19 protein-coding genes and 3 tRNA genes are annotated in these 19,801 nt (G+C 51.4%); 8 read left to right on the forward strand and 14 right to left on the reverse strand.

All coding sequences use genetic code 11. The annotated features are described in order from the left end of the window. Positions 1–136 precede the first annotated feature (136 nt). The 3 genes from ACEG18_RS00210 to ACEG18_RS00220 all read left to right on the forward strand — a co-directional run bounded on the left by ACEG18_RS00210 (position 137) and on the right by ACEG18_RS00220 (position 430). Positions 137–213, forward strand: a tRNA-His gene (locus ACEG18_RS00210). 22 nt (positions 214–235) lie between these two features. Continuing rightward, a tRNA-Lys gene (locus ACEG18_RS00215) sits at positions 236–311 on the forward strand. Positions 312–354: 43 nt separating this feature from the next. Next, positions 355–430, forward strand: a tRNA-Lys gene (locus ACEG18_RS00220). 393 nt (positions 431–823) lie between these two features. Here ACEG18_RS00220 and ACEG18_RS00225 read toward each other — a convergent pair. The 3 genes from ACEG18_RS00225 to ACEG18_RS00235 all read right to left on the reverse strand — a co-directional run bounded on the left by ACEG18_RS00225 (position 824) and on the right by ACEG18_RS00235 (position 4,364). Beyond that, positions 824–2,350: an FAD-dependent oxidoreductase gene (locus ACEG18_RS00225; RefSeq protein ID WP_372540833.1), complete on the reverse strand. Its 1,527-nt coding sequence runs from the start codon at positions 2,348–2,350 to the stop codon at positions 824–826. Between the two features lie 256 nt (positions 2,351–2,606). Then, entirely contained in the window at positions 2,607–3,611 is a 1,005-nt protein-coding gene (locus ACEG18_RS00230; RefSeq protein WP_055252290.1) for a GGGtGRT protein, read from the reverse strand. 18 nt (positions 3,612–3,629) lie between these two features. Further along, on the reverse strand, positions 3,630–4,364 hold the full coding sequence (locus tag ACEG18_RS00235; RefSeq protein WP_006235554.1) for an iron-sulfur cluster assembly scaffold protein: 735 nt from the start codon (positions 4,362–4,364) through the stop codon (positions 3,630–3,632). Between the two features lie 403 nt (positions 4,365–4,767). On the opposite strand from ACEG18_RS00235, the gene ACEG18_RS00240 reads away from it, so the two are divergent. Next, positions 4,768–5,568, forward strand: coding sequence for a transposase (locus ACEG18_RS00240; RefSeq protein ID WP_372540834.1), 801 nt, complete (start codon positions 4,768–4,770; stop codon positions 5,566–5,568). 227 nt (positions 5,569–5,795) lie between these two features. Here the strand turns inward: ACEG18_RS00240 and ACEG18_RS00245 are convergent, their stop codons facing one another. The 3 genes from ACEG18_RS00245 to ACEG18_RS00255 form a co-directional block, all read right to left on the reverse strand. Then, on the reverse strand, positions 5,796–6,989 hold the full coding sequence (locus tag ACEG18_RS00245; protein WP_318710871.1) for a site-specific integrase: 1,194 nt from the start codon (positions 6,987–6,989) through the stop codon (positions 5,796–5,798). Between the two features lie 78 nt (positions 6,990–7,067). Continuing rightward, positions 7,068–7,271, reverse strand: a complete 204-nt coding sequence (locus ACEG18_RS00250; protein WP_002607397.1) for an excisionase — start codon at positions 7,269–7,271, stop codon at positions 7,068–7,070. Then, complete coding sequence (locus ACEG18_RS00255) at positions 7,271–8,362, reverse strand: replication initiation factor domain-containing protein (protein WP_162776433.1); 1,092 nt, start codon at positions 8,360–8,362, stop codon at positions 7,271–7,273. Before ACEG18_RS00255 ends, ACEG18_RS00250 begins: the two co-directional genes overlap by 1 nt. 467 nt (positions 8,363–8,829) lie before the next feature. Between ACEG18_RS00255 and ACEG18_RS00260 the strand changes: the two genes are divergently transcribed. Then, a complete protein-coding gene (locus ACEG18_RS00260) occupies positions 8,830–9,465 on the forward strand; it encodes a helix-turn-helix domain-containing protein (RefSeq protein WP_129981837.1) in 636 nt (211 codons plus the stop codon). Between the two features lie 504 nt (positions 9,466–9,969). On the opposite strand, the gene ACEG18_RS00265 is transcribed toward ACEG18_RS00260, so the two are convergent. From ACEG18_RS00265 to sufC, 8 genes are all read right to left on the reverse strand, one after another. Then, positions 9,970–10,620: an ATP-binding cassette domain-containing protein gene (locus ACEG18_RS00265; RefSeq protein ID WP_009243732.1), complete on the reverse strand. Its 651-nt coding sequence runs from the start codon at positions 10,618–10,620 to the stop codon at positions 9,970–9,972. Between the two features lie 2 nt (positions 10,621–10,622). Continuing rightward, a complete protein-coding gene (locus ACEG18_RS00270; RefSeq protein ID WP_009321393.1) occupies positions 10,623–12,578 on the reverse strand; it encodes a bacteriocin-associated integral membrane family protein in 1,956 nt (651 codons plus the stop codon). 102 nt (positions 12,579–12,680) lie between these two features. Further along, the gene (locus ACEG18_RS00275) at positions 12,681–12,974 is read right to left on the reverse strand and encodes a hypothetical protein (protein WP_372540835.1); all 294 of its coding nucleotides are present in this window, start codon (positions 12,972–12,974) and stop codon (positions 12,681–12,683) included. A 94-nt stretch (positions 12,975–13,068) separates the two neighbouring features. After that, positions 13,069–13,503: a Fe-S cluster assembly sulfur transfer protein SufU gene (gene sufU / locus ACEG18_RS00280; RefSeq protein ID WP_117735615.1), complete on the reverse strand. Its 435-nt coding sequence runs from the start codon at positions 13,501–13,503 to the stop codon at positions 13,069–13,071. Further along, entirely contained in the window at positions 13,496–14,821 is a 1,326-nt protein-coding gene (locus tag ACEG18_RS00285) for an aminotransferase class V-fold PLP-dependent enzyme (RefSeq protein WP_372540836.1), read from the reverse strand. The genes sufU and ACEG18_RS00285 overlap by 8 nt, the downstream gene beginning before the upstream one ends. After that, positions 14,818–16,089, reverse strand: a complete 1,272-nt coding sequence (locus ACEG18_RS00290; protein ID WP_372540837.1) for a SufB/SufD family protein — start codon at positions 16,087–16,089, stop codon at positions 14,818–14,820. The genes ACEG18_RS00285 and ACEG18_RS00290 overlap by 4 nt, the downstream gene beginning before the upstream one ends. Further along, complete coding sequence (gene sufB / locus ACEG18_RS00295) at positions 16,089–17,501, reverse strand: Fe-S cluster assembly protein SufB (protein ID WP_022094821.1); 1,413 nt, start codon at positions 17,499–17,501, stop codon at positions 16,089–16,091. The genes ACEG18_RS00290 and sufB overlap by 1 nt, the downstream gene beginning before the upstream one ends. Before the next feature lie 12 nt (positions 17,502–17,513). Further along, positions 17,514–18,314: a Fe-S cluster assembly ATPase SufC gene (gene sufC / locus ACEG18_RS00300; RefSeq protein WP_372540838.1), complete on the reverse strand. Its 801-nt coding sequence runs from the start codon at positions 18,312–18,314 to the stop codon at positions 17,514–17,516. Between the two features lie 224 nt (positions 18,315–18,538). Here sufC and ACEG18_RS00305 point away from each other — a divergent pair, with 224 nt between their 5' ends. From ACEG18_RS00305 to ACEG18_RS00315, 3 genes are read left to right on the forward strand one after another with little or no spacing between them, the layout of a single operon-like run. Then, complete coding sequence (locus tag ACEG18_RS00305; RefSeq protein ID WP_099431873.1) at positions 18,539–18,970, forward strand: RrF2 family transcriptional regulator; 432 nt, start codon at positions 18,539–18,541, stop codon at positions 18,968–18,970. Positions 18,971–18,978: 8 nt separating this feature from the next. Continuing rightward, the gene (locus tag ACEG18_RS00310; RefSeq protein WP_117655961.1) at positions 18,979–19,266 is read left to right on the forward strand and encodes a nucleotidyltransferase family protein; all 288 of its coding nucleotides are present in this window, start codon (positions 18,979–18,981) and stop codon (positions 19,264–19,266) included. Then, a complete protein-coding gene (locus ACEG18_RS00315) occupies positions 19,253–19,672 on the forward strand; it encodes an HI0074 family nucleotidyltransferase substrate-binding subunit (protein ID WP_117635061.1) in 420 nt (139 codons plus the stop codon). The genes ACEG18_RS00310 and ACEG18_RS00315 overlap by 14 nt, the downstream gene beginning before the upstream one ends. Positions 19,673–19,801: the final 129 nt, after the last annotated feature.

Below are 19,801 nucleotides of genomic sequence, written 5' to 3' on the forward strand. Positions count from 1 at the left end.
AAGTTTACTCCTATGGAACCGATGGGATTTGCTTGAAATGGTCTCGAAAAACTCTTTTCAAAATTCTTGAAAATTGGGGCTTGCATCGCGTGGCGTTCCTTGCAATAATAGTCGAGCGCGAAGCGCACAGGACACGGTGGGTGTAGCTCAGTTGGCTAGAGCGACGGGTTGTGGTCCCGTAGGTCGAGGGTTCGAGTCCCTTTACCCACCCCAGTTCTTGCTTCGTGTTGATATCGGGTCGTTAGCTCAGTTGGTAGAGCAGGGGACTCTTAATCCCAAGGTCCAGGGTTCGACCCCCTGACGGCCCACCACACGATATCTCCTCTAAAGTCCGCTATAACGGACTTTAGCTTTGGGTCGTTAGCTCAGTTGGTAGAGCAGGGGACTCTTAATCCCAAGGTCCAGGGTTCGACCCCCTGACGGCCCACCAAAGCATGTTTAGACGGTCAACGAAAGTTGGCCGTCTTTTTTTGTTAACAGTACATGGGTTCGAACCCGTAAGGGCGCGGAGCTGAGGAAATGCCCGAGCATTTGCCAGCGCAGCGCGCAAGGCGCGAAGCGCCGCAGCGGCCGCCTGCACAGCAGGCTGACCCCCTGACGGCCCACCAAAGCATGTTTAGACGGTCAACGAAAGTTGGCCGTCTTTTTTGTTGACCTCGCATGTGGTCGGACCCGAAAGGGCGCGGAGCTGAGCTATCTGCACCGTTATTCCCTTAGGGAAAACACGGCTAAAGCCCCGTAAGCGTGTTCTCCTTGGGGAATCATGCTTACGGGGCTCGATGCATGTTGAGAAATTGTGATCAAACTCTAAGTGAGAATCGAATTAGTCCGCTCGATAGTGCGATCCGAGACTTTCGGTCCGTGCGCGCATGGCTTTGACCATTTCCTGTGCTAGTTGAATCTGCGATTGCAGGCGAGCGAGGGCTGCGACTTCGCTGTCCTGGACTTTCTGTGTGCTCAAGGTCGTTGCCTCCGTCTTCAAGCCCTCAAGCTCGTGTAGTGCCTTTGATAGGCCCGTCTCGGTCCTGTTGATCATGCAATAGGTACTCATCGTGTGCCTAAGGCTGCGTGTCAGGCGCTCGGCGTCTGTTGTGGCAATGCCGTACTGGGGGAGGGCGATATCCGCCTTCAGGGATGCCTCAGCTGCATTCTGTGCTGCCTGGGCTGCCGATGCGCCCGCGATGCGCCCAAACACGATGCCGTTGGCGCTTGACAGGCCACCAATGCGATCGGCGCCGTGCATGCCGCCTGTCGCCTCACCGCAGGCGTAGAGGCCTTCGACGCCCGTGAAGGCTGCCTTGTCGATCTTGATACCGCCGTTAGCGGCGTGGGCATACATCGCCACGCGCATCTCGTCGGTCGGCGCGATGCCGTGCTCGTCTTGTAGCCAGGTGGCAAAGGTCTGCACAAACTCGGGGATGTCCTCGCGGGGGAAGTCGTAGTGGAGCGCCAAGCCTTCGGCGCCTGCTTGATCGATGGCAAGATCGATGGCGCGGGAAGCCAGGCGCGAAGTGAAGGGGCCATATCCGGAGCGCTGCTCAAGCAGATCGTTTAGCTTGCCGTCGGCAATATCGACCGGCTGGTCTACATGTACGTAGCGCCAGGTCTTTTCGTTAAAGACAAGGTTTCGCTTGGGCTCGATGAAGCCGGGCATCATCTGCATGAATTCTATATTAGTAAGCGATGCGCCGTGCACCAGCGCGATAGCCTGTGATGAGCTGAGCACGTCGGCGGAAGTGAGGCTGCGCTCGAACAGGCCACCCGTGCCGCCCGCAGCAATGATAGTGGCTTTAGCTGCCAGAGACATGAGATGCTCGTTTGCGCGGTCGTAGAGCGTGGCGCCGACAATCTTTCCGTCCGTGTCCTCAACAAGGTCGATAAGCTCATGGCGGGGGAGCAGGCGAATGCCGAGTGACTCGATCCGGGTCGTCAGAGCGTCCTCAAGGGGCTTGCGGGTGAGGCCGCGCCACATGCGCGTCTTGTGGTCAAAGCAGGGGATAAATTGCTTTTGCTGAGCGCTCTCAGCGCTTTGCGGACGCTGGAGCTCAACGCCCAGGTCTTGCTCAAGCCATTCAATTGCCTGGGGAATGCTGTGGACAAACGTCTGGACAAGCTCGGGGTCGGCGACGCCGCCACCAACGGTCTGGATGGTGTCGATGAGGTCTTGTTCGTCGTCTTCGTTAACGGGTCCGATAAGCCCCAGGCCCCAGGTTCCGGGGAAGAAGCTCGATCCACTCATAGTCTTGCCGGCGCTTGCCACAGCGACGGTTGCACCCGTGCGCGCCGCTTCGATGGCGGCGCAAAGGCCCGCAATGCCAGATCCAATTACCAGTACATCAGTCGATTCCATCGGATTCCTTTCTCGTCCGGCGCATTGTCGCACGGGTGATCGGTAATGGGGCCGCAAAGACTCGGCAAATCGGTAAAGGGCACATATGACAGGTGGGCGTCATGGACGCTCTGACGTTTCATCTCGTCACATCTCGTATTTCGCCCCAACTGATATATCGGCATTCGCTACCCTGCGATAGCGCAAACAAAAAGAGCCGCTACCTCGAAAGGTAGCGGCTCTAAAGCTCAACTATATGAGCATCGCGCGGGCGTGATTAGGCCTTGAGGGCCTCCTCGACGGCGACAGCGCAGGCGACGGTGGCACCGACCATGGGGTTGTTGCCCATGCCGATGAGACCCATCATGTCGACGTGCGCAGGCACGGAGGAAGAACCGGCGAACTGGGCGTCGGAGTGCATACGGCCCATGGTGTCGGTCATGCCGTAAGAGGCAGGGCCGGCGCCCATGTTGTCCGGGTGCAGGGTACGGCCAGTGCCGCCACCAGAAGCGACGGAGAAGTACTTCTTGCCAGCCTCGAGGCGCTCCTTCTTGTAGGTGCCAGCGACGGGGTGCTGGAAGCGCGTGGGGTTGGTGGAGTTGCCGGTGATCGAGATGTCGACGTTCTCGTGCCACATGATGGCAACGCCCTCGCGGACGTCGTCGGAGCCGTAGCAGTTAACGGCAGCGCGGGGACCATCGGAGTAGGGGATGGTCTCGACGACCTTGAGCTCGCCCGTGTAGTAGTCGAACTGAGTCTTCACATAGGTGAAGCCGTTGATGCGGGCGATGATCTGGGCGGCGTCCTTGCCCAGACCGTTCAGGATAACGCGCAGCGGCTTCTTGCGAGCCTTGTTGGCGTTCAGAGCCAGGCCGATAGCACCCTCAGCGGCAGCGAAGGACTCGTGGCCGGCCAGGAAGGCGAAGCACTCGGTGTCGTCGGAGAGCAGCATAGCGCCCAGGTTGCCGTGGCCCAGACCGACCTTGCGGTCCTCGGCGACGGAGCCGGGAACGGTGAAGGCCTGGATGCCCTCGCCGATGATGGCGGCAGCCTCAGAAGCAGTCTTGGCGCCACGCTTGACAGCGAGAGCGCAGCCGAGGGTGTAGGCCCACTCGGCGTTCTGGAAGGCGATGGACTGGGTGTTGTTGACGATCTCACGCGGGTTGAAGCCCTTGTCGGTGCAGATCTGCAGAGCTTCCTCGAGGGAGGCGATGCCGTTGTCGGCGAGGCACTTGTTGATCTTGTCAGCGCGGCGCTCGTAACCTTCGAACGTAACAGTCATAGTTATTTCCCTCCCTTTCTACTCGTGAACCGGGAACACGCTGGCGACGGAGTGAGTCTCCTCGTCGGTGCGCGGGTCGATGTACTTGGCAGCGTTCTCCCACTGACCATAGTGGCCCATAGCGCCAGCGATGGCCTCCTCGGGGGTCTTGCCGGCCTTGACGGCGTCGGTGAACTTGCCGAGGTTCAGGAACTCGAATGCGATGATCTCGTTCTTGTCGTTGAGAGCCATGCGGGTGACGTAGCCCTGAGCGAGCTCGAGGTAACGAGCGCCCTTGGCCTTGGTGCCGAACATGGTGCCGACCTGAGAGCGAAGGCCCTTGCCGAGGTCGTCGAGGGAGGCGCCCACGGGCAGGCCGCCCTCGGAGAACGCGGTCTGGCTGCGGCCGTAAACGATCTGCAGGAAGATCTCGCGCATAGCAACGTTGATGGCGTCGCAGACGAGGTCGGTGTTGAGGGCCTCGAGGATGGTCTTACCGGGAAGGATCTCGGAAGCCATGGCGGCAGAGTGGGTCATGCCCGAGCAGCCGATGGTCTCAACGAGGGCCTCCTCGATGATGCCGTCCTTGACGTTCAGCGTGAGCTTGCAGGCGCCCTGCTGAGGTGCGCACCAACCCACACCGTGCGTAAGACCGGAGATGTCGGAAATCTCCTTAGCCTGGACCCACTTGCCCTCCTCGGGGATGGGTGCGGGGCCGTGGTATGCACCCTTGGCAACGGGGCACATGTTCTCCACTTCCTGTGAGTACTGCATGCCTCTCCTCTCTATCGTGTTGGCGTCCCGTCTGGGGGTCGTGGCTGGCGATTGCCGGGCGACCCTTCGAAAGGGACATGACATGCAGCCCCTATAATACCGCGAAATGCACGGAATATTCGGCGAACGGCTCAGTTTTCGTAGCGAGAAGTCCGGAAGTTTTAATTGAAACGGTTTAACTATATGTTCTGTGGTCGCGAACTTCCGTAGAGGGGGTTCGTCTTGGGCAAGCTTTTGGTCAGCTCTTGCAAGCGTTGCAGGGGTTGACCTGTTGCAACGGTGCCGTTCGCCGCTTGTTTACTGCCTTTGGCCGCGCGAGAGTATTGTTTTGCGTGAATGTGTTGATGGCACGCTTCAATCGTGCTGTATTGGATGGCAAGCAGATCCCGGCGAAGGGAGCGCCATGCAGCGCGTTTGGAGAACGGTTACCGGCTTTTACCATGTTTGTGCCCGCGGTACGGGCAAGCAGCTCATCTTTGAGGGCGATGAAGACCGGTGGGAGTTTTTGGAGCTGATGCGCGAGTGCTGCCGCGAGGCGGGCGTGACGGTTATCGCCTGGTGCCTTATGGGCAATCACGTGCATCTGGTGCTTGCAGATTACGAGGACGCGATGAGCGCGGCGATGCACCGGCTGCTTTTGACGTACGCGCGGCGGTTCAATAAACGAACGGGGCGCACAGGCCATCTGTTCCAGAACCGTTTTGACCGGCGCTCGCTCGATACCGACCGTTATCTAATGGCCGCCATTCGCTATGTTCACGCTAATCCGCAGGAGGCGGGTATCGCCCTGATCGAGCGTTATCCCTGGAGCAGCTTTGCCGAGTATCTGCGAGCGTATGACAACGATACGACGAGGGGATTTTCGGACCCTTCTTGTGTGCTTGAGCTCTTTGAGTCTGCCAAGGGGTTTCTGGATTATTCTCTGTCGATGCCCGATGGTTCCGATCCGGTGATTCACGATATGGATGAGACGGAGTGGGAGCGGCGTGCGTTTGCCGACAAGATGGCGAAGCGCCTGGGCGTGCCGCTCAACGAACTCAAGACCGTAGCACCCTCGCGGCGAGACGGAATCATTTTCGCCCTGCACAATGTCGGCTACACGCTGCGCGAGATCGAACGGTATACGGGAATCAGCAAGAGTACCGTCTCTCGTATCGTGCGCGCTTATGCGCGAGTGAAGGCTCAGGCTGAGGGCTCGGAATAGAAAATGGCCGAACCACTCTTGTCAAGCGATTCGGCCAACAAAATTCTTAAGATTTGGGACAAATTATATATGTCTTTTTGACTATCTTTTTATATCTTCTTAAATGTCCGCAAAGCCTTATTTTATCGGCTCTACGGGCATTTTGCTTTTGTGGTAAACCTCACATATCTAGGTCTATCTTCTTATATTTTCGCTATCAAGCGTGGTTAAAATCGTGGTAAATACTTCTATGCAATTAGACGCTGAACCTCTGATTTTGCGGTATCTATGGACGCATGAGCGTACCAATTCATTGTGATACTAATGTTTGAATGCCCCATGATATACTGTAAATCTTTTGGGTTCATGTTCTTGCTTGCCAGCCTTGTGCAGAACGTATGGCGTAGCGTATGCGGTGTGATATGTGGCAAGGGATTGTCCTTGTGGTGCTTGTTGTATTTCTTTACCATACGGACAAATAAGGCGTTGTAATCAATCGCAACTTTTGGCTTGTCCTTATGATTGACAAATAGGAAATTGCCCCGTCCGTCTATCACAAATGGTTCTGCCTTTGGGCGTTTCTTCATAACCCGTTGAAATGCCTGTATCGTTTCTCTGCTTAATGGTACTTGCCTTATTCCGCTTTTCGTCTTAGGCGTTTCAATATAATAGCCTTGTTCCTTGCTCTTTAGTAACTGGTGGTCGATAATCACAACTTCATTCTTGAAATCAATATCGGCTACTGTCAGTCCGCACAGTTCCGAGATACGAAGTCCTGTTTTTAACAGTATCAGCACATCATCATAATACTTGTGATACACATTGTCCGTCTTGATGAATGAGAGTAAGGCTTGTTCCTGTTCCTCTGTCAATGCAACTTTCTCTTTGGTATCATTTTCTAGGACTTCACTTAACTTGAAATCAAAGGGATTTTTCCTTACGCAATCGTCTTGTATGGCGATATAGAATGACGCTTTTAACGAGCGTTTATGGTTGTTAATGGTATTGTAGGAAAAGCCTTTGTCTTTCATGCGTAACGCCCATTCTTTAGCGTCAGAGGGTTTTATCGTATCAATGCTCCTAGCACCTAACTTATCCTCTTTCAATAACCGCATGAGTTGTTCCCGTTGTTTTATTGTGCTTTTCTTCACATTTGCCCTCTGTGCGTTCTGTTTGGCATAGAGTTGGCAAAGCGGCATTTTCTTGCCTGTGCTGTCGATACCGTCCTCAATATCCCGTCTTATCTGCTGTTCCAGTTCACGAAGTGAGGGTTTTTCCCGTTTTCCCTTTGGTGTCGGGTCTGTGGGTGTCAATCTCCAAGCATACACATATTTTGTGTTTCCAAATGCGTCTACATATTTATATAAGTATTTCCCGTCTGTTCGTTGGCTCTCTCCAGTATGCAGGATACGACCTTTGTTATCCCGTCTTTTTTCTTTCATGGTGTCTGCTCCTTTCCTTGTTGGAAAGAGCCTTGATATGACTTGTGTTCATCATAACACATACAAGGCTCATTTGCATTAGATTGCGTCCAATTTGTCAATAACCTGTTCAAACTGTCGGCGTTTAATCTGTATGCGGTTGCCATTCATAATGAGCCAGCCAGCGTCCTTGTTTTCCTCTGCTAAGCGTCTTAACTTGTTTTCTCCGATACGGAAATACTTTGACGCTTCTTCAATGGTAAGGGTGTATTTTTCCCATACGGGAATATCGTTGTTATTCATCAGATACCCCCTTTCCCATGTTTCGTGTCATACTGGATATAGGGGATAAGGTCGGTGCGGTTTATCCTCTGTAAATGGGCGGTTAATTTACTGGAAAGGGAATTGCTGTATCTTGCCTTATCAAGCATAGTTCCCACTTTTTCCAGTCCGCCTAATGCGTCATGTTCTTCCAAGAAGTAAAAACTTTTGACAGCGGAAATCACGCCACCCTCTGTGAGCCATTGCTGTGTTTCTTCAAGGGAATTTTGCTGTTTTGGTACTTGCAGTTTTAAGACTTCCACAGCCCCTAAAAAGCGTTCCCAAAACCGACAAGTTTTCCATCTGCTCTTATTACTTTCGTTTCTGTTTGGTACGACAAAGCGTAGGTTGTTTGCCAATAGACCGAAAGCCAGTTCTCCAAGTTCCAGCGGTCTTTCCTTGAATGTCATGGCAAAAGCATGAGCCTTATCATCACGCAGTTGCATTTCTGTCCGTTTCCAACTGCCGACTTCCTCAAGCGTCTTATTATGTTTTGAACAGACTTCCTTATCCTTATCATAAAAGCGGTAGGACAATCCCGATTTACCAGCACCGATATAAACAGTCTTTGCGGTGTCGAAATCATCAAACTTGCTTTCGTCAAAGTGGTAGCCCTCACTATTCGAGATAAATTCCTCTTTTTCGCATTTCTTCTTTATCTGCTCTATGGTAAAAAATGGCTTTTCGTTTTTATCATCAATGGCAATATCAAGCCTTGTGAAGTGGAAGTTATCCTGTCCGTATCTTCGCTCACAATGTTTGAACATATCCCCAAAAGTACAATTCCTACTGTCGAGAATACGGAAAATATCATCACACCCTCTGCCGGTCATAACAAGATAACAGCCTAACCCTTGTGGGTTATCCTCTGTTTTTCTTGCGTCGCCCGATACATAAATATCTCCAATCTGCCAGCGTGCTTGATAGGTTTTGTATTTAATGCTTGCCGGATAGACATTGAAAATGTCAGTCGGTAAACCTAAAATGTGCATGATGACATCTTCAGCAGTTGCCGTTTCAAATACAATGCTGATGTAATCAATCTTAACGGATAAATTTTTGTGTGTAGTTATAGTGCATTACTCCTTTCGTATGTCCCGTTTTTTGCGGTGTAAAAATTGTGTTTTTTCCTTTATTTATCACAGTTTCTAGGTACTATGACATGTATGCGCAGGGCGGTGTTACATATACGCCCTGTACGGAACGCCTGCGGCGTTCCCTTTTCTTCCTGCACCAGCCCCGTTCTTAACGCTCACGAGCCTTTGGGAGGCTCGTGGCTAAACGGGGCAGGCACAGGAAGAAACACAGTTTTCGGTCGGATAGTCCATGCCTATTCATGCTATCAAAGCGAAAACAACTCTTTTCTATGCTTACTCAAGCGTGTGATTAACCTCATTGTGCTTAATCACTATATCTGCTATGATAATAACGCCTTTAGAATTACTTGTCAAGAACTTTTTCTTGACTTTTTCGTCTATAATAAGTATGATAGGCTTATAAAGGAACGAAAAAGCCGGGAAAGGAGAAGATATAAGAAGTTATGGAGCATGATACAAAGAAAATAAATTTTTTAGGGGAGAACATACAGACCATAAGAAAACACAGGAAAATGAAACAGCAGGAGCTTGCGGACGCCATCGGTATCAATATGCAGAGCCTTTCCAAGATTGAACGAGGGGTAAACTATCCGACCTTTGACACGCTGGAAAAGATAATGGACGTACTGGGAGTAACGCCCAATGAATTGTTGTCGGGGGAATGGAAGTTTGTCCAACAGGCGGAAAAGGAGGTATGCCAGTTTTTAAGGACGGAAGAACGCCTAAACGCAGAGTTGAAACATGGACACTATGATAACTTCTTTGACAGCGAGGAAGAATGGCTGGAATATGAGCTGGAACAGTTGCGGAAATATATCACAGACTATATCAGCGGAACAGACATACAAGCGTCCGACCTTTACCCTATCAAGGAATTTATCCAGCACTTGAAATTTCAGAAAGTATTAAACCGCTATGATGATTTATACAGCATGGATATGTTCGGGGAAAGCACAGAGGGACATAAGTACGGTACGCCTTATCAGGTTGTAAAGAAGATAAACCCAAACTCAAAAGAGGATATGGAGCTGTTACGGGAAGTATTAAAAATCAGTGATTTTGACAACGGGGACGAGTAGCCTTTTTCCTCTTGCGTGAAAGATACAGCAAACAAAAAGCCCAGATCAAGAGTGCAAGCACCACTTCTAAAGAAGTGGCAGGCTCTTGACAGGGCTTTTTCTTTTCTGTTTATGGCAGACAAGAGAAAAAAGGATAGCTATATTGTATAGTTTCTCTAATAATTTTAGAGCAATGAATTTATCACAGGTACTTCGTCTTTTCATTGTAAAAGTACAATCGTGGAAAGCACTAATATTGGTACTTTGATTTTGTGCATTATGCACAAAATATGATAGCAACAAAGAGGTCATATATAAAATAGAAACAAAAATAACTTGACATTAAAAAAAACTTGATATAGAAAATCCGATTATCCGCATAAATACAGCATTTAAGGGCTGTTCATCACTTGAAAAAATAAGTGTTTTACCACGAATTTACCATAATTGAATATGAGTCTTGATATGACGAAATATAAAGGGAGATTGCACGTATAATAAAACCGCGTATCTCCCTTTAACAAACTATCTAAAGTTTTCTACATTTATAACTCTGGAAAAACAATCGCACAAATTCATGTTGTGAGTGACCATGATTATAGTAATGCCCTTTTCATTTAATTCTTTCAAAAGTTTCATCACTATCAATTCGTTCTCTTTATCAAGTCCAGAAGTTGGTTCATCAGCTAATATAATCTGACTTCCTTGCAAAATCAATTTAATAATTGCAATTCGCTGTTGCTCTCCACCGCTTAACTGATATACTTTTTTGTTAAGCATGTCACTTAGCTCAAATTGCTTTAAATACTTATTGATTAGTTTCAGTTTTTCTTCTTTTTTTACTTTTTTATATTCAAGAGCTAATTTTAAATTCCACAACACGCTTTCATCTTCTATTAGTCCATAATTTTGAAATAGATAGCCTATTGTATATCTTCTCAAAATCATAGCATTTTTACCGTTCATGGACAAATTTTTATGACTATCAATAGTGATTGTTCCCTCGGATATATCAGTAATCAATCCTATTATATTTAAAAGTGTCGTTTTACCTGCCCCGCTTTTCCCTACAAGCCCCACAAATTCGCCTTTTTCTATTTCTAAAGATAAATTTTCAAATAGAACCTGATTTTTCCCATATTCTTTTTTGACGTTCTTTAATGTAATCAATGACATACTTATGCCCCCTTTTCAATCTCATATAAAGCGTTTGAGATATAAATTCTATAAAGCAATTCGCAGAATATGTAGTCAATAAGTATAATCGCAAAAAGGCAAGCAAAATAATAATTTATAGCAGTTAATACGCCTGATATAATTATTTCGATTCCCCAAAAAATATACCGATTTTTCAGTGTCCTAAAATGAGAGAATCCTAAAATCTCTTTTGCCGCATATCTCTTTCGATTTACAAAAATGTCCACATAATTTGAAATATACAAAATAAACAGTAAAGACACTATAAAGACAATCGTAAACATAGTGAGTGTTTTAAGAACGAATGTCACATTTTCAAGTTGCATTAAATAAGGTGTAAGTAATGTTCCGGCTGTAACTAATTGCTCTAAATCATATTCTGATAACAAAGAAGAAAAATCTTCTCTTGACTCCATTTGAAAAAATAAACACCTTGTATTTAAAGAATCCAAATAGTAAAGTCCTGCAAAATTGCCCGTATCAACAATGATAATAGGATTAGCCATATCCGAAAAACCATTTTCTGTATTGACTTTTATCGTAGAATCATCGTCTATATAAACAACATTAAATTTATCAATAGTTTTTTCTTCTCCCGGTATTCCATAAAATTGATTGTAATTCATCAATCGGAAATATTCTTGCTTAATATATTCGCTAATAGAATTTTCATCATTCTTATATTTATGTGGAACTAATACTGTTGGTTCACTAAATATATCTTCTCCCAATGGTTTTCCACTGAGCTGGATATTTGAAAATTCATTCAGATAATTTCTATTTGCAATAACAAGCTGTTGTTCATAATAGGGGCGTGATGTCTGCAAACCACCGTCTGTCCTAAAATCACATAGTAGTGAATGGTTATGATTATACATCTCTAATGTTTGTTCAGAATATTTTTCTAATATGTCTGTGTTTGCTAACGCATAATCATACTCCGATGAATTAAAACCATTAGCGGTATAATATCCGTCCAGATACTTATAATCTAAAACAGCTTGTTGGCTTTGTCTAAATGAGTTCCCCTGATTCAGCAATGAAATAATAGTGATAGCGATTATTACCGAAAAAATTATTTTTATAGCCTGAACTACAATATTTGTGCCGCTATTTAAAGTCTTATTTTTTATCATTGCCTCTAAAGAAACAAACTTAATTAAAATACTTGTAATTAAAACACAAAGTATATTTATAGCTAAAACACCAATAAAGAACAGTACACTTGTTGCTAAATAAGAAAAATCATATCTGTTTGTTAATGCGTAATATAAATTTAGCAAGAACAGTAATACTAAACATATTACAGCAAAATATTTTATTACGCTGGTAATTTGCTCCTTTAAAATATGTATAGTAGAAAAGCCCATGCTTTTTTTAATACCTATTTTTTTCAAACTATAAGACGTATAAATACAGTATATGATTTGAAGTACAATAAATAAGATTACAAAATTCAGAAGATTCAATTCTAATACCATACTATACGGAATAGCGTCATTTTCAAAGTTATTTATTGCGACGGACAGTTGAGAAGCTATCTCTTTAATTGCGTTAGCTGGTAAATCTGTATAGAATACACCAACACTATCTAAAAAATCTTCCTTTTGCAATTCATGATATTGAAACAAAATAGAGGAAGATATAGGCTGTTTTTGTGTAAACTCATTTAATGGATAGCAATATAAATCATAAACAGATTTATCTGTGGAAGTGAGCGTATTGTTAATGAGTTCTAATTTATTTTGAGAATATTCTTCTGTAAATATTGTATAAAATTTGTCGAGAATTTCTGGCGATGTTTCTTCTAAAACATACCCTTTTAAATTCTCAGTAGCAATGTTATTCTTTTCATAAATGTTGTAAATAGAAGTATTAAAAATATATGCAAAGAGTATGACTTCAAGGAAAATAAAAATCTTTAAAAATTTTTTCATAACATACGCCCCTTTCTTTGAAGAAATGTATAAACTAGGGCGGGACAAATAGCCCCGCCCTTGGTGTTTGAACTATTTTACTTAATATGGATAATAATCATATTAAGATGTTTCGTTCGCCCACCAAACTCTCTTTGCATCTTTGTAAGCGTAGTTTGACTTGAATCCACTGGTATATGTATCTCCGCCGACCTTTACAGTTGCCTTTACCATGTAGTTGCGACTAATACCTGCTTTACGCCCAATTTCGGAATATACAATGGTGTCTGTTTGCCCTCCATTGTAGTACAAATCTCCACCCGCTACATCAATAGCCCACGCTGTAAGTGGAGCGCCGACAACCATAACTGCTGCTACAAGACCAACTACTTTCGTTCTCAACTTCTTTGCTCTCATTCGATAAACCTCCTTTCTCTTTTTTACTTTTTGATAGTTTTATGTCACGTACTGTTTTTGCTAACCTCAACATAACATATATTTTTTTTAAATACTACTGATTATTTTGTCCCGTGAGCATGCCGTCGAGGGTGCGCCAGGCGAGCTCGGCGCATTTGACGCGGGCGGGCATGTGCGAGATGTCCTGGAGCTGGGCGGCTTCGTCTAGGTCTTCCAGGTCTTCCTCGGAGAGCTGCTCGCCGCGGATCATGGCGAGGAAGAGCTCCGCCAGGCGGCGAGCCTCCTCGACCGTCTCACCGGTGATGAGGTCGGCCATGATGTCGGCGCTTGCCTGGCTGATGGCACAGCCGTGACCGGTAAACGAGGCCTCCTCGATCACGCCGTTCTCGACGCGCAGCTGCAAGGTGAGCTCGTCGCCACAGCTGGGGTTGATGCCGTCGTGCTCGTGCGTGGGGGCGTCCATCTCGTACTTGTAGTCAGGGTGCGAGTTGTGCTCCATAAACGTAGTGGAGGTGTACAGATTACCCATTGAACGTGCTCCAAACGTGATGCAGGCCGGCGATGAACTTGTCGATATCGGCCTTGTCGTTGTAGAAGGCCACGCTGGCGCGGCAGCAGGCAAGGTTCTCGACGCCTAGCCAGGTGAGCAGCGGCTGCGCGCAGTGGTGACCGGCGCGGATGCAGACGCCGTCCATGTCCATGATGCTCGCGACGTCGTGCGGGTGGATGCCCTTGACGTTAAAGCTCACGACCCCGTGGTGGTTGTCCCAGTAGATCGAGCCGATGATCTGGACAAAGTCGAGCTGCATGAGCTCTCCCATCAGGTAGTGGACGAGTGCCTGCTCGCGTGCCTGGATGTTCTCGTAGCCCACCGTGTTGACCAGGTAATCGAGTGCGGCGCCCGTGGCGAAGATGCCGGCGGCGTCCTGCGTGCCGGCCTCGAACTTCTCGGGGACGGGAGCCCAGACGGCGTCCTGCTCGGTGACCGAATCGATCATCTCGCCGCCGGTGAGCATGGGCGGCATGGCGTTGAGCAGGTCCATCTTGCCCCACAGCACGCCGATACCCATGGGGCCCATGGCCTTGTGCGCGCTAAAGGCGAAGAAGTCGGCGCCCAGGTCGGTCACATCGACCGGCATATGCGGCAGCGACTGCGCACCGTCGACGACCAGGTAGCCGCCGTACTTGTGCACGAGCTTGCCGAGGTTCTTGACCGGGTTCTCGACGCCCAGCACGTTGGAGACCTGTCCCACGGCCAGGATCTTGGTCTTGGGACCCACCTTGGCAAGAACCTCCTCGGTGGTGAGCTGGCCGGTCTTGGTGGGGTAGAGGTAGACGAGCTTGGCGCCGGTCTCGCGGCAGACCTGCTGCCACGGAATCAGATTGGAGTGGTGCTCCATGATGGTGATGACGATCTCGTCGCCCGGTTCGAGCACTGTAGGCGCAAAGCTCTTAGCGACCAGGTTGAGCGACTCGCTCGTGTTGCGGGTGAAGACGATCTCGTTGGCGTTGGGGGCGCCGATGACGTCGGCGATTTGCTGGCGGACCTTCGCGATGGCCTCGGTGGCCTCGACGGACAGCGAGTACAGGCCGCGCAGGGGGTTGGCGTTCATGCGCTGATAGAAGTCGCGCTCGGCGTCGAGCACGCAGGCAGGGCGCTGCGCGGTGGCGGCGCTATCGAGGAAGGCGATCTCGGGGTGCTGCTGGAACAGCGGGAACTGGCCCTTGTAGGGGTTGGTCTCGATGTCCACGGTGGGCCAGCCGCGCGAAGCCTCGTCGCTGGCGTCGAGCTCCATGGGTTCGGGGGCAGTACAGGTGTCGCATTTAACGTGCTCGGTGTCGATCATGCGAGCTCCTCTTCAAAGTTGTCGATCAGGTTGTTTCCCAGGCGGACGACGGCGGCGCGGGTGCGCTCGTCGGTGGCGGAAAGCGCGGCGTCCTCCAGCTTGGCGCGGATGAACAGGTCCTCGGCGGCGTTTTGGTCAAGGCCGCGGCAGGCGAGGTAGAACAGCTGCTCGTCGCGGACGTGACCGATGGTGGCGCCGTGGTTGCCGGCGACGTCGTCCTCGTCGCACAGGATGACGGGGACGGTCTTGTTGTCGACGCCCTTGTTGGCCAGCAGCACGGTTTCGCGCTCGGTGCCGGTTGCGCCCTTGCAGCCGTGCACGAGGTCGATGGTGCCGCGGTAGACCTTCTTGGACGTGCCGGTCAGCACGCCGTTGGCGTCGATCTCGCACTCGGTCTTGCGACCGCGGTGGCGCAGCTCGTAGTTAAAGTCGCGCACCTGCTCGCGGGCGCCCAGGTAATCAGTATCGATGGTGACCTTGGCGGTATCGCCCAGCAGGTCGCCGGCAAGGCCAGTGGCGCTGGCGCCGGCACCCAGGACGGTGTGCTGCACGTTGACGCGCGCGCCCTCGTCCAGGAACAGGCCGGTGTCGTCGAGCGCGATCCAGCTGTCGTCGAGTGTCTGCGTGCAGGTCACGTTGACGGTGGCGTACTCGTGGGCGCAGACGCGCAGCACGGAGCCCACGACACCCTCGCCAGCAACGGGGGAGTCCAGGGCGATCTGCAGGTCGAGCGTTGCCTGCGGGCGGGCGACGACGTCGATGGCGGCGATGGCCGCGGCGGCATCGATACCGCTCACGCGCACGGTAACCGTGGCGTGCTTGTATGCGGGCACATCGATGACGATGCGCTTGGTGGCGTGCTCGGTCAGATGCGCATAGGCAGCCTCGCCCATGCCGGTTTCGAAGGCTTCAGCAGGGGAGAGCTCCTCCTCGAGCTTGATGGCGCCGGCCTGGTAGACGGAGGTGGCGGGCACGTCGAGCTCGGTCTCGGGCGTGATGCGGGCGCGGTCGGCGGCATCACCGGGGGCGGAGGCGCGGCGCTCGGGGAAGCGCTCGGCCATGGCGTTCATGGCGGTGCCAAACGCGTCGGCAGCGCCGGAAAACTGCTCGCCCAAGCCTTCGACCTCAACGGCCTCCGCGGGAGCGGCGGCAAGCTCGTCAGAGAGCTCGAGCTTGGTCTGATTCATCTTCAGCCAGCCCCAAGTGGCAGCCGGCATCGCGTTGACCTGCTCAAGGGTGGTAGCAGCGGTGTTGGTTTCCTGTTTCATTATCCGATCGCTCCTTCCATCTCGAGCTTGATCAGGTTGTTCATCTCGACGGCGTACTCCAGCGGCAGCTCCTTGGAGACCGGGTTGGCAAAGCCGTTGACGATCATGGTGCGGGCCTCTTCCTCCGAGATGCCGCGGCTCATCAGGTAGAACACCTTGTCGTCGCCGATGCGGCCGATGGTGGCCTCGTGGCCGATGTCGACGTTCTTGGCGCGGATGTCCATGGCGGGGATGGTGTCGGAGCGGCTCTGGTCGTCGAGCATGAGCGACTGGCAGCTCACGGTTGCCTTGGAGCCCTCGGCCTTGGGCGTGGCCACGATGGAGCTGCGGAAGGTCTGAATGCCGCCGCTCTTGGAGATGCCCTTGGTCTCGACGGTTGCCGAGGTCTCGGGGGCGTTGAGCACGACCTTACAGCCGGTATCGAGGTTCTGCCCGGCGCCGGCAAAGGTGATGCCGGTAAAGCTCGACCGGGCGCGGCGGCCGTTGAGCACACTCATGGGGTAGAGGTAGCCCACGTGGCTGCCGAAGGAGCCACTGATCCACTCTATGTCGCCATCCTCGTCCACGCGCGCACGCTTGGTGTTGAGGTTGTACATGTTTTTGGACCAGTTCTCGATGGTCGAGTAGCGCAGGTGCGCACGCTTGCCCACAAAGAGCTCGACGGCGCCGGCGTGGAGGTTGGCAACGTTGTACTTGGGCGCGGAGCAACCCTCAATAAAGTGCAGGTCGGCGTCGTCCTCGACGATGATGAGCGTGTGCTCAAACTGGCCGGCGCCCTTGGCGTTAAGGCGGAAGTAGCTCTGCAGCGGGAAGTCCAACTTGGTGCCCTTGGGCACGTAGACAAACGAGCCGCCCGACCATACGGCGCCGTGCAAGGCCGCAAACTTGTGGTCGGTGGGCGGGATGAGCGTCATAAACTTCTCGTGGATGAGCGGTTCCCACTGTGGATCGTGCAGGGCTTCTTCAATACCGGAGTAGACGATGCCCATCTTGGACGCCGTGTCCTGCATGTTGTGGTAGACGAGCTCGGAGTCGTACTGCGCGCCGACGCCTGCCAGGTAGCTGCGCTCGGCCTCGGGGATGCCCAGGCGCTCAAAGGTGTTCTTGATGTCGTCGGGCACCGACTCCCAGTCGTGCTTTTGGTCGGTGTTGGGCTTGACGTAGGTGACGATGTTGTCCATGTCCAGGCCCTCGATCGAGGGGCCCCACGTCGGGTCGGGAAAACGATTGAAGATCTCGAGGGACTTTAAGCGCAGATCGAGCATCCACTGTGGCTCGTCCTTCTTGGCGCTGATCTCGCGCACGATGTCGGGCGTGATGCCGGCGTCGAGGCGCTCGAATCCCTCCTCGCCGTAGGTGAAGTCGTAGAGGCTGCGGTCGATGTCCGCGACCTCGGTGCGGTTCTTGGTCATTGCGTCGCCCCTTTACGCCTGCTGCTCGGCAGCGGCGGCCTCGGCCTGGGCGCGCTGCTCGGCGGCCTCGCGCTCGAAGGTCTCAAAGCCGTTCTTGTCGATCCAGGGGATCAGCGAGGCATCGTCCTCGCGCACGATGTGGCCCTTGACCATAACGTGGACGCGGTCGACATCCAGGTGCTCCAGGATGCGCGTGTTGTGCGTGATGATGAGCATGGAGCCGTCGCAGCTCTTGCGGTAGGCGTCCATACCGTGGCTGACGGTGGACAGGGCGTCGACGTCCAGGCCGGAGTCGGTCTCGTCCAAGATGGCGAGCTTGGGCTGCAGCAGCAGAAGCTGGAGCATCTCGACCTTCTTTTTCTCGCCGCCCGAGAAGCCCACGCCCAGCTCACGGTTGAGGTAGGCGGTATCCATGTTAAGCTCGGCCGCGAGCTCCTTGACGCGACGACGGAATTCCTTGCCCTTCATCTCCAGGCCGGGGCGGCCGGCGATACTGGCGCGCAAAAAGCTCGACAGTGGCACGCCGGGGATCTCGACCGGGGCCTGGAAGCTCAGGAACAGGCCGGCGCGCGAGCGCTTGTCGGTGGTGAGCTCGGTGATGTCCTGGCCGTCAAAGACGATGCGGCCGTCGTTGACCGTGTAGACGGGGTCGCCCATGACCAGGTGGCCAAGGGTGGACTTGCCGGCGCCGTTGGGTCCCATCAACACGTGGGTCTCGCCGGCGGCGGCGTTAAGGTTGACGTTGTGGAGGATGGTCTTCTCGTCCACGGAGGCGGTCAGACCTTCGATGGAAAGCAGCGGATTTGCGCTCATGCTGTCCCTCTCTGTATATGGTGTACTCATGGGTGTACGAAACCCTAGGAATCTTCTCGGAATAAAGTTACTATGGGTTCGGCGTTAGTCAAGGGAAAACCCGACTAATCCACTCGACTTTTCTAGATGTGGGACAAAATAACCTGTTGTGTTTGTCCCACTTACTTAAGATTTGGGACAAACAAACCTGGTTATGTTGTCCAAGATGCGATGGGAGGGTAGGTATGCTCATTTCTTCTAAGGGCCGCTATGCCCTCCGACTGATGATCTATATCGCAGCGCTGGGCGACGCCGAGGGCAAGATCGCTCTGCGCGAGGTCGCCGACCGCGAGCGTATCTCGCAAAAGTATCTGGAGCAGCTGGTTCGTCCGCTCATGAAGGCGGGCCTACTTAAGAGCGTGCGCGGCAAGGGCGGCGGCTACATGATGGCCAAGGACCCGGCCGAGGTGCGTGCCGGCGACATCCTGCGCGCCGTCGAGGGCAGCACGGCTCCGGTGGCGTGCGATGGCATCGACAACAGCTGCGCCCGCAGCGATCTTTGCTCGACCGTCAAATTCTGGCGCGGTCTGGACGACGTGATCGAAAAGTACGTCGACGGCGTGACGTTGGCCGACCTTGCTGCCGTCCCCGAGATCAACTTCGACATTAAGCTGTAGGGCTGCAGATGGTATCTCTCGACAAGGTGTACAAGCAAATTGAGATTTTTGCTCGGGAATGTGACGCCGAGAGGGTTGTGCTGTTTGGTTCTCGTGCCCGCGGTGACAACTTGCCTAAGAGCGATATTGATATTGCTGTAGCAGGTTGCCGGGATTTCGACCGTTTCTCATATCTGATAGAGGAGCGTCTTGATACTCTTTTAGATATAGACGTCGTCAATCTGGATGAGTCCTTATCGCAGCAATTGCTCGATGAAATTGCCAGGGATGGTGTGATTCTGTATGAAAAAATATGAGAACTTTGCCAGCGCCTTGGCGAATCTTGAGGATGCACCCAATCAGGATCTTAGCAATGATTTTGTTCAGAGTGGATTGATTAATAAGTTCAACCTTCAGTTTGAACTGAGCTGGAAGCTCCTTAAACGTCTGCTCGAGTATGAGGGCGCCACGCTTGCTGCATCGGGGTCTCCTCGTGCCATCTTGAAGGAAGCCTACCGATTCTACGACTTTATTGATGAGGCGGCATGGCTAGATATGCTCAGAGACCGCAATACGAACGTCCATATCTATGACAACAAGCTCGCTCAAGATTTGATTCAGCGTATCTTGAACGTCTATATCCCCGCTTTCTGTCAGTTGAGAGACGGGCTGATGGGACGCTACGGCGATCTTCTTCTGGTGCCCGACGACCAGTTCGTTTAATTCCTTTAGATTTCGCGGATTTCGCGGAGGGTTGTTGCCGTTTACCGAGGGGTTGTTGTGCAACAACGGACGAGCTGCAATACTTACTTTTATCTTTGCAAACTGCACTTTAACTACACCAATGCAGGG

Source organism: Collinsella aerofaciens (assembly GCF_041537385.1).
In the GTDB taxonomy this organism is placed as follows: Bacteria; Actinomycetota; Coriobacteriia; order Coriobacteriales; family Coriobacteriaceae; genus Collinsella; species Collinsella aerofaciens_BV.

Bases quoted from the DNA above. Each gene is read 5' to 3' on its own strand.
- ACEG18_RS00225 (WP_372540833.1), bottom strand. From the start codon at position 2,350: ATGGAATCGACTGATGTACTGGTAATTGGATCTGGCATTGCGGGCCTT.
- ACEG18_RS00230 (WP_055252290.1), bottom strand. From the start codon at position 3,611: ATGACTGTTACGTTCGAAGGTTACGAGCGCCGCGCTGACAAGATCAAC.
- ACEG18_RS00235 (WP_006235554.1), bottom strand. From the start codon at position 4,364: ATGCAGTACTCACAGGAAGTGGAGAACATGTGCCCCGTTGCCAAGGGT.
- ACEG18_RS00240 (WP_372540834.1), top strand. From the start codon at position 4,768: ATGCAGCGCGTTTGGAGAACGGTTACCGGCTTTTACCATGTTTGTGCC.
- ACEG18_RS00245 (WP_318710871.1), bottom strand. From the start codon at position 6,989: ATGAAAGAAAAAAGACGGGATAACAAAGGTCGTATCCTGCATACTGGA.
- ACEG18_RS00250 (WP_002607397.1), bottom strand. From the start codon at position 7,271: ATGAATAACAACGATATTCCCGTATGGGAAAAATACACCCTTACCATT.
- ACEG18_RS00260 (WP_129981837.1), top strand. From the start codon at position 8,830: ATGGAGCATGATACAAAGAAAATAAATTTTTTAGGGGAGAACATACAG.
- ACEG18_RS00265 (WP_009243732.1), bottom strand. From the start codon at position 10,620: ATGTCATTGATTACATTAAAGAACGTCAAAAAAGAATATGGGAAAAAT.
- ACEG18_RS00270 (WP_009321393.1), bottom strand. From the start codon at position 12,578: ATGAAAAAATTTTTAAAGATTTTTATTTTCCTTGAAGTCATACTCTTT.
- ACEG18_RS00275 (WP_372540835.1), bottom strand. From the start codon at position 12,974: ATGAGAGCAAAGAAGTTGAGAACGAAAGTAGTTGGTCTTGTAGCAGCA.
- sufU (WP_117735615.1), bottom strand. From the start codon at position 13,503: ATGGGTAATCTGTACACCTCCACTACGTTTATGGAGCACAACTCGCAC.
- ACEG18_RS00285 (WP_372540836.1), bottom strand. From the start codon at position 14,821: ATGATCGACACCGAGCACGTTAAATGCGACACCTGTACTGCCCCCGAA.
- ACEG18_RS00290 (WP_372540837.1), bottom strand. From the start codon at position 16,089: ATGAAACAGGAAACCAACACCGCTGCTACCACCCTTGAGCAGGTCAAC.
- sufB (WP_022094821.1), bottom strand. From the start codon at position 17,501: ATGACCAAGAACCGCACCGAGGTCGCGGACATCGACCGCAGCCTCTAC.
- sufC (WP_372540838.1), bottom strand. From the start codon at position 18,314: ATGAGCGCAAATCCGCTGCTTTCCATCGAAGGTCTGACCGCCTCCGTG.
- ACEG18_RS00305 (WP_099431873.1), top strand. From the start codon at position 18,539: ATGCTCATTTCTTCTAAGGGCCGCTATGCCCTCCGACTGATGATCTAT.
- ACEG18_RS00310 (WP_117655961.1), top strand. From the start codon at position 18,979: ATGGTATCTCTCGACAAGGTGTACAAGCAAATTGAGATTTTTGCTCGG.
- ACEG18_RS00315 (WP_117635061.1), top strand. From the start codon at position 19,253: ATGAAAAAATATGAGAACTTTGCCAGCGCCTTGGCGAATCTTGAGGAT.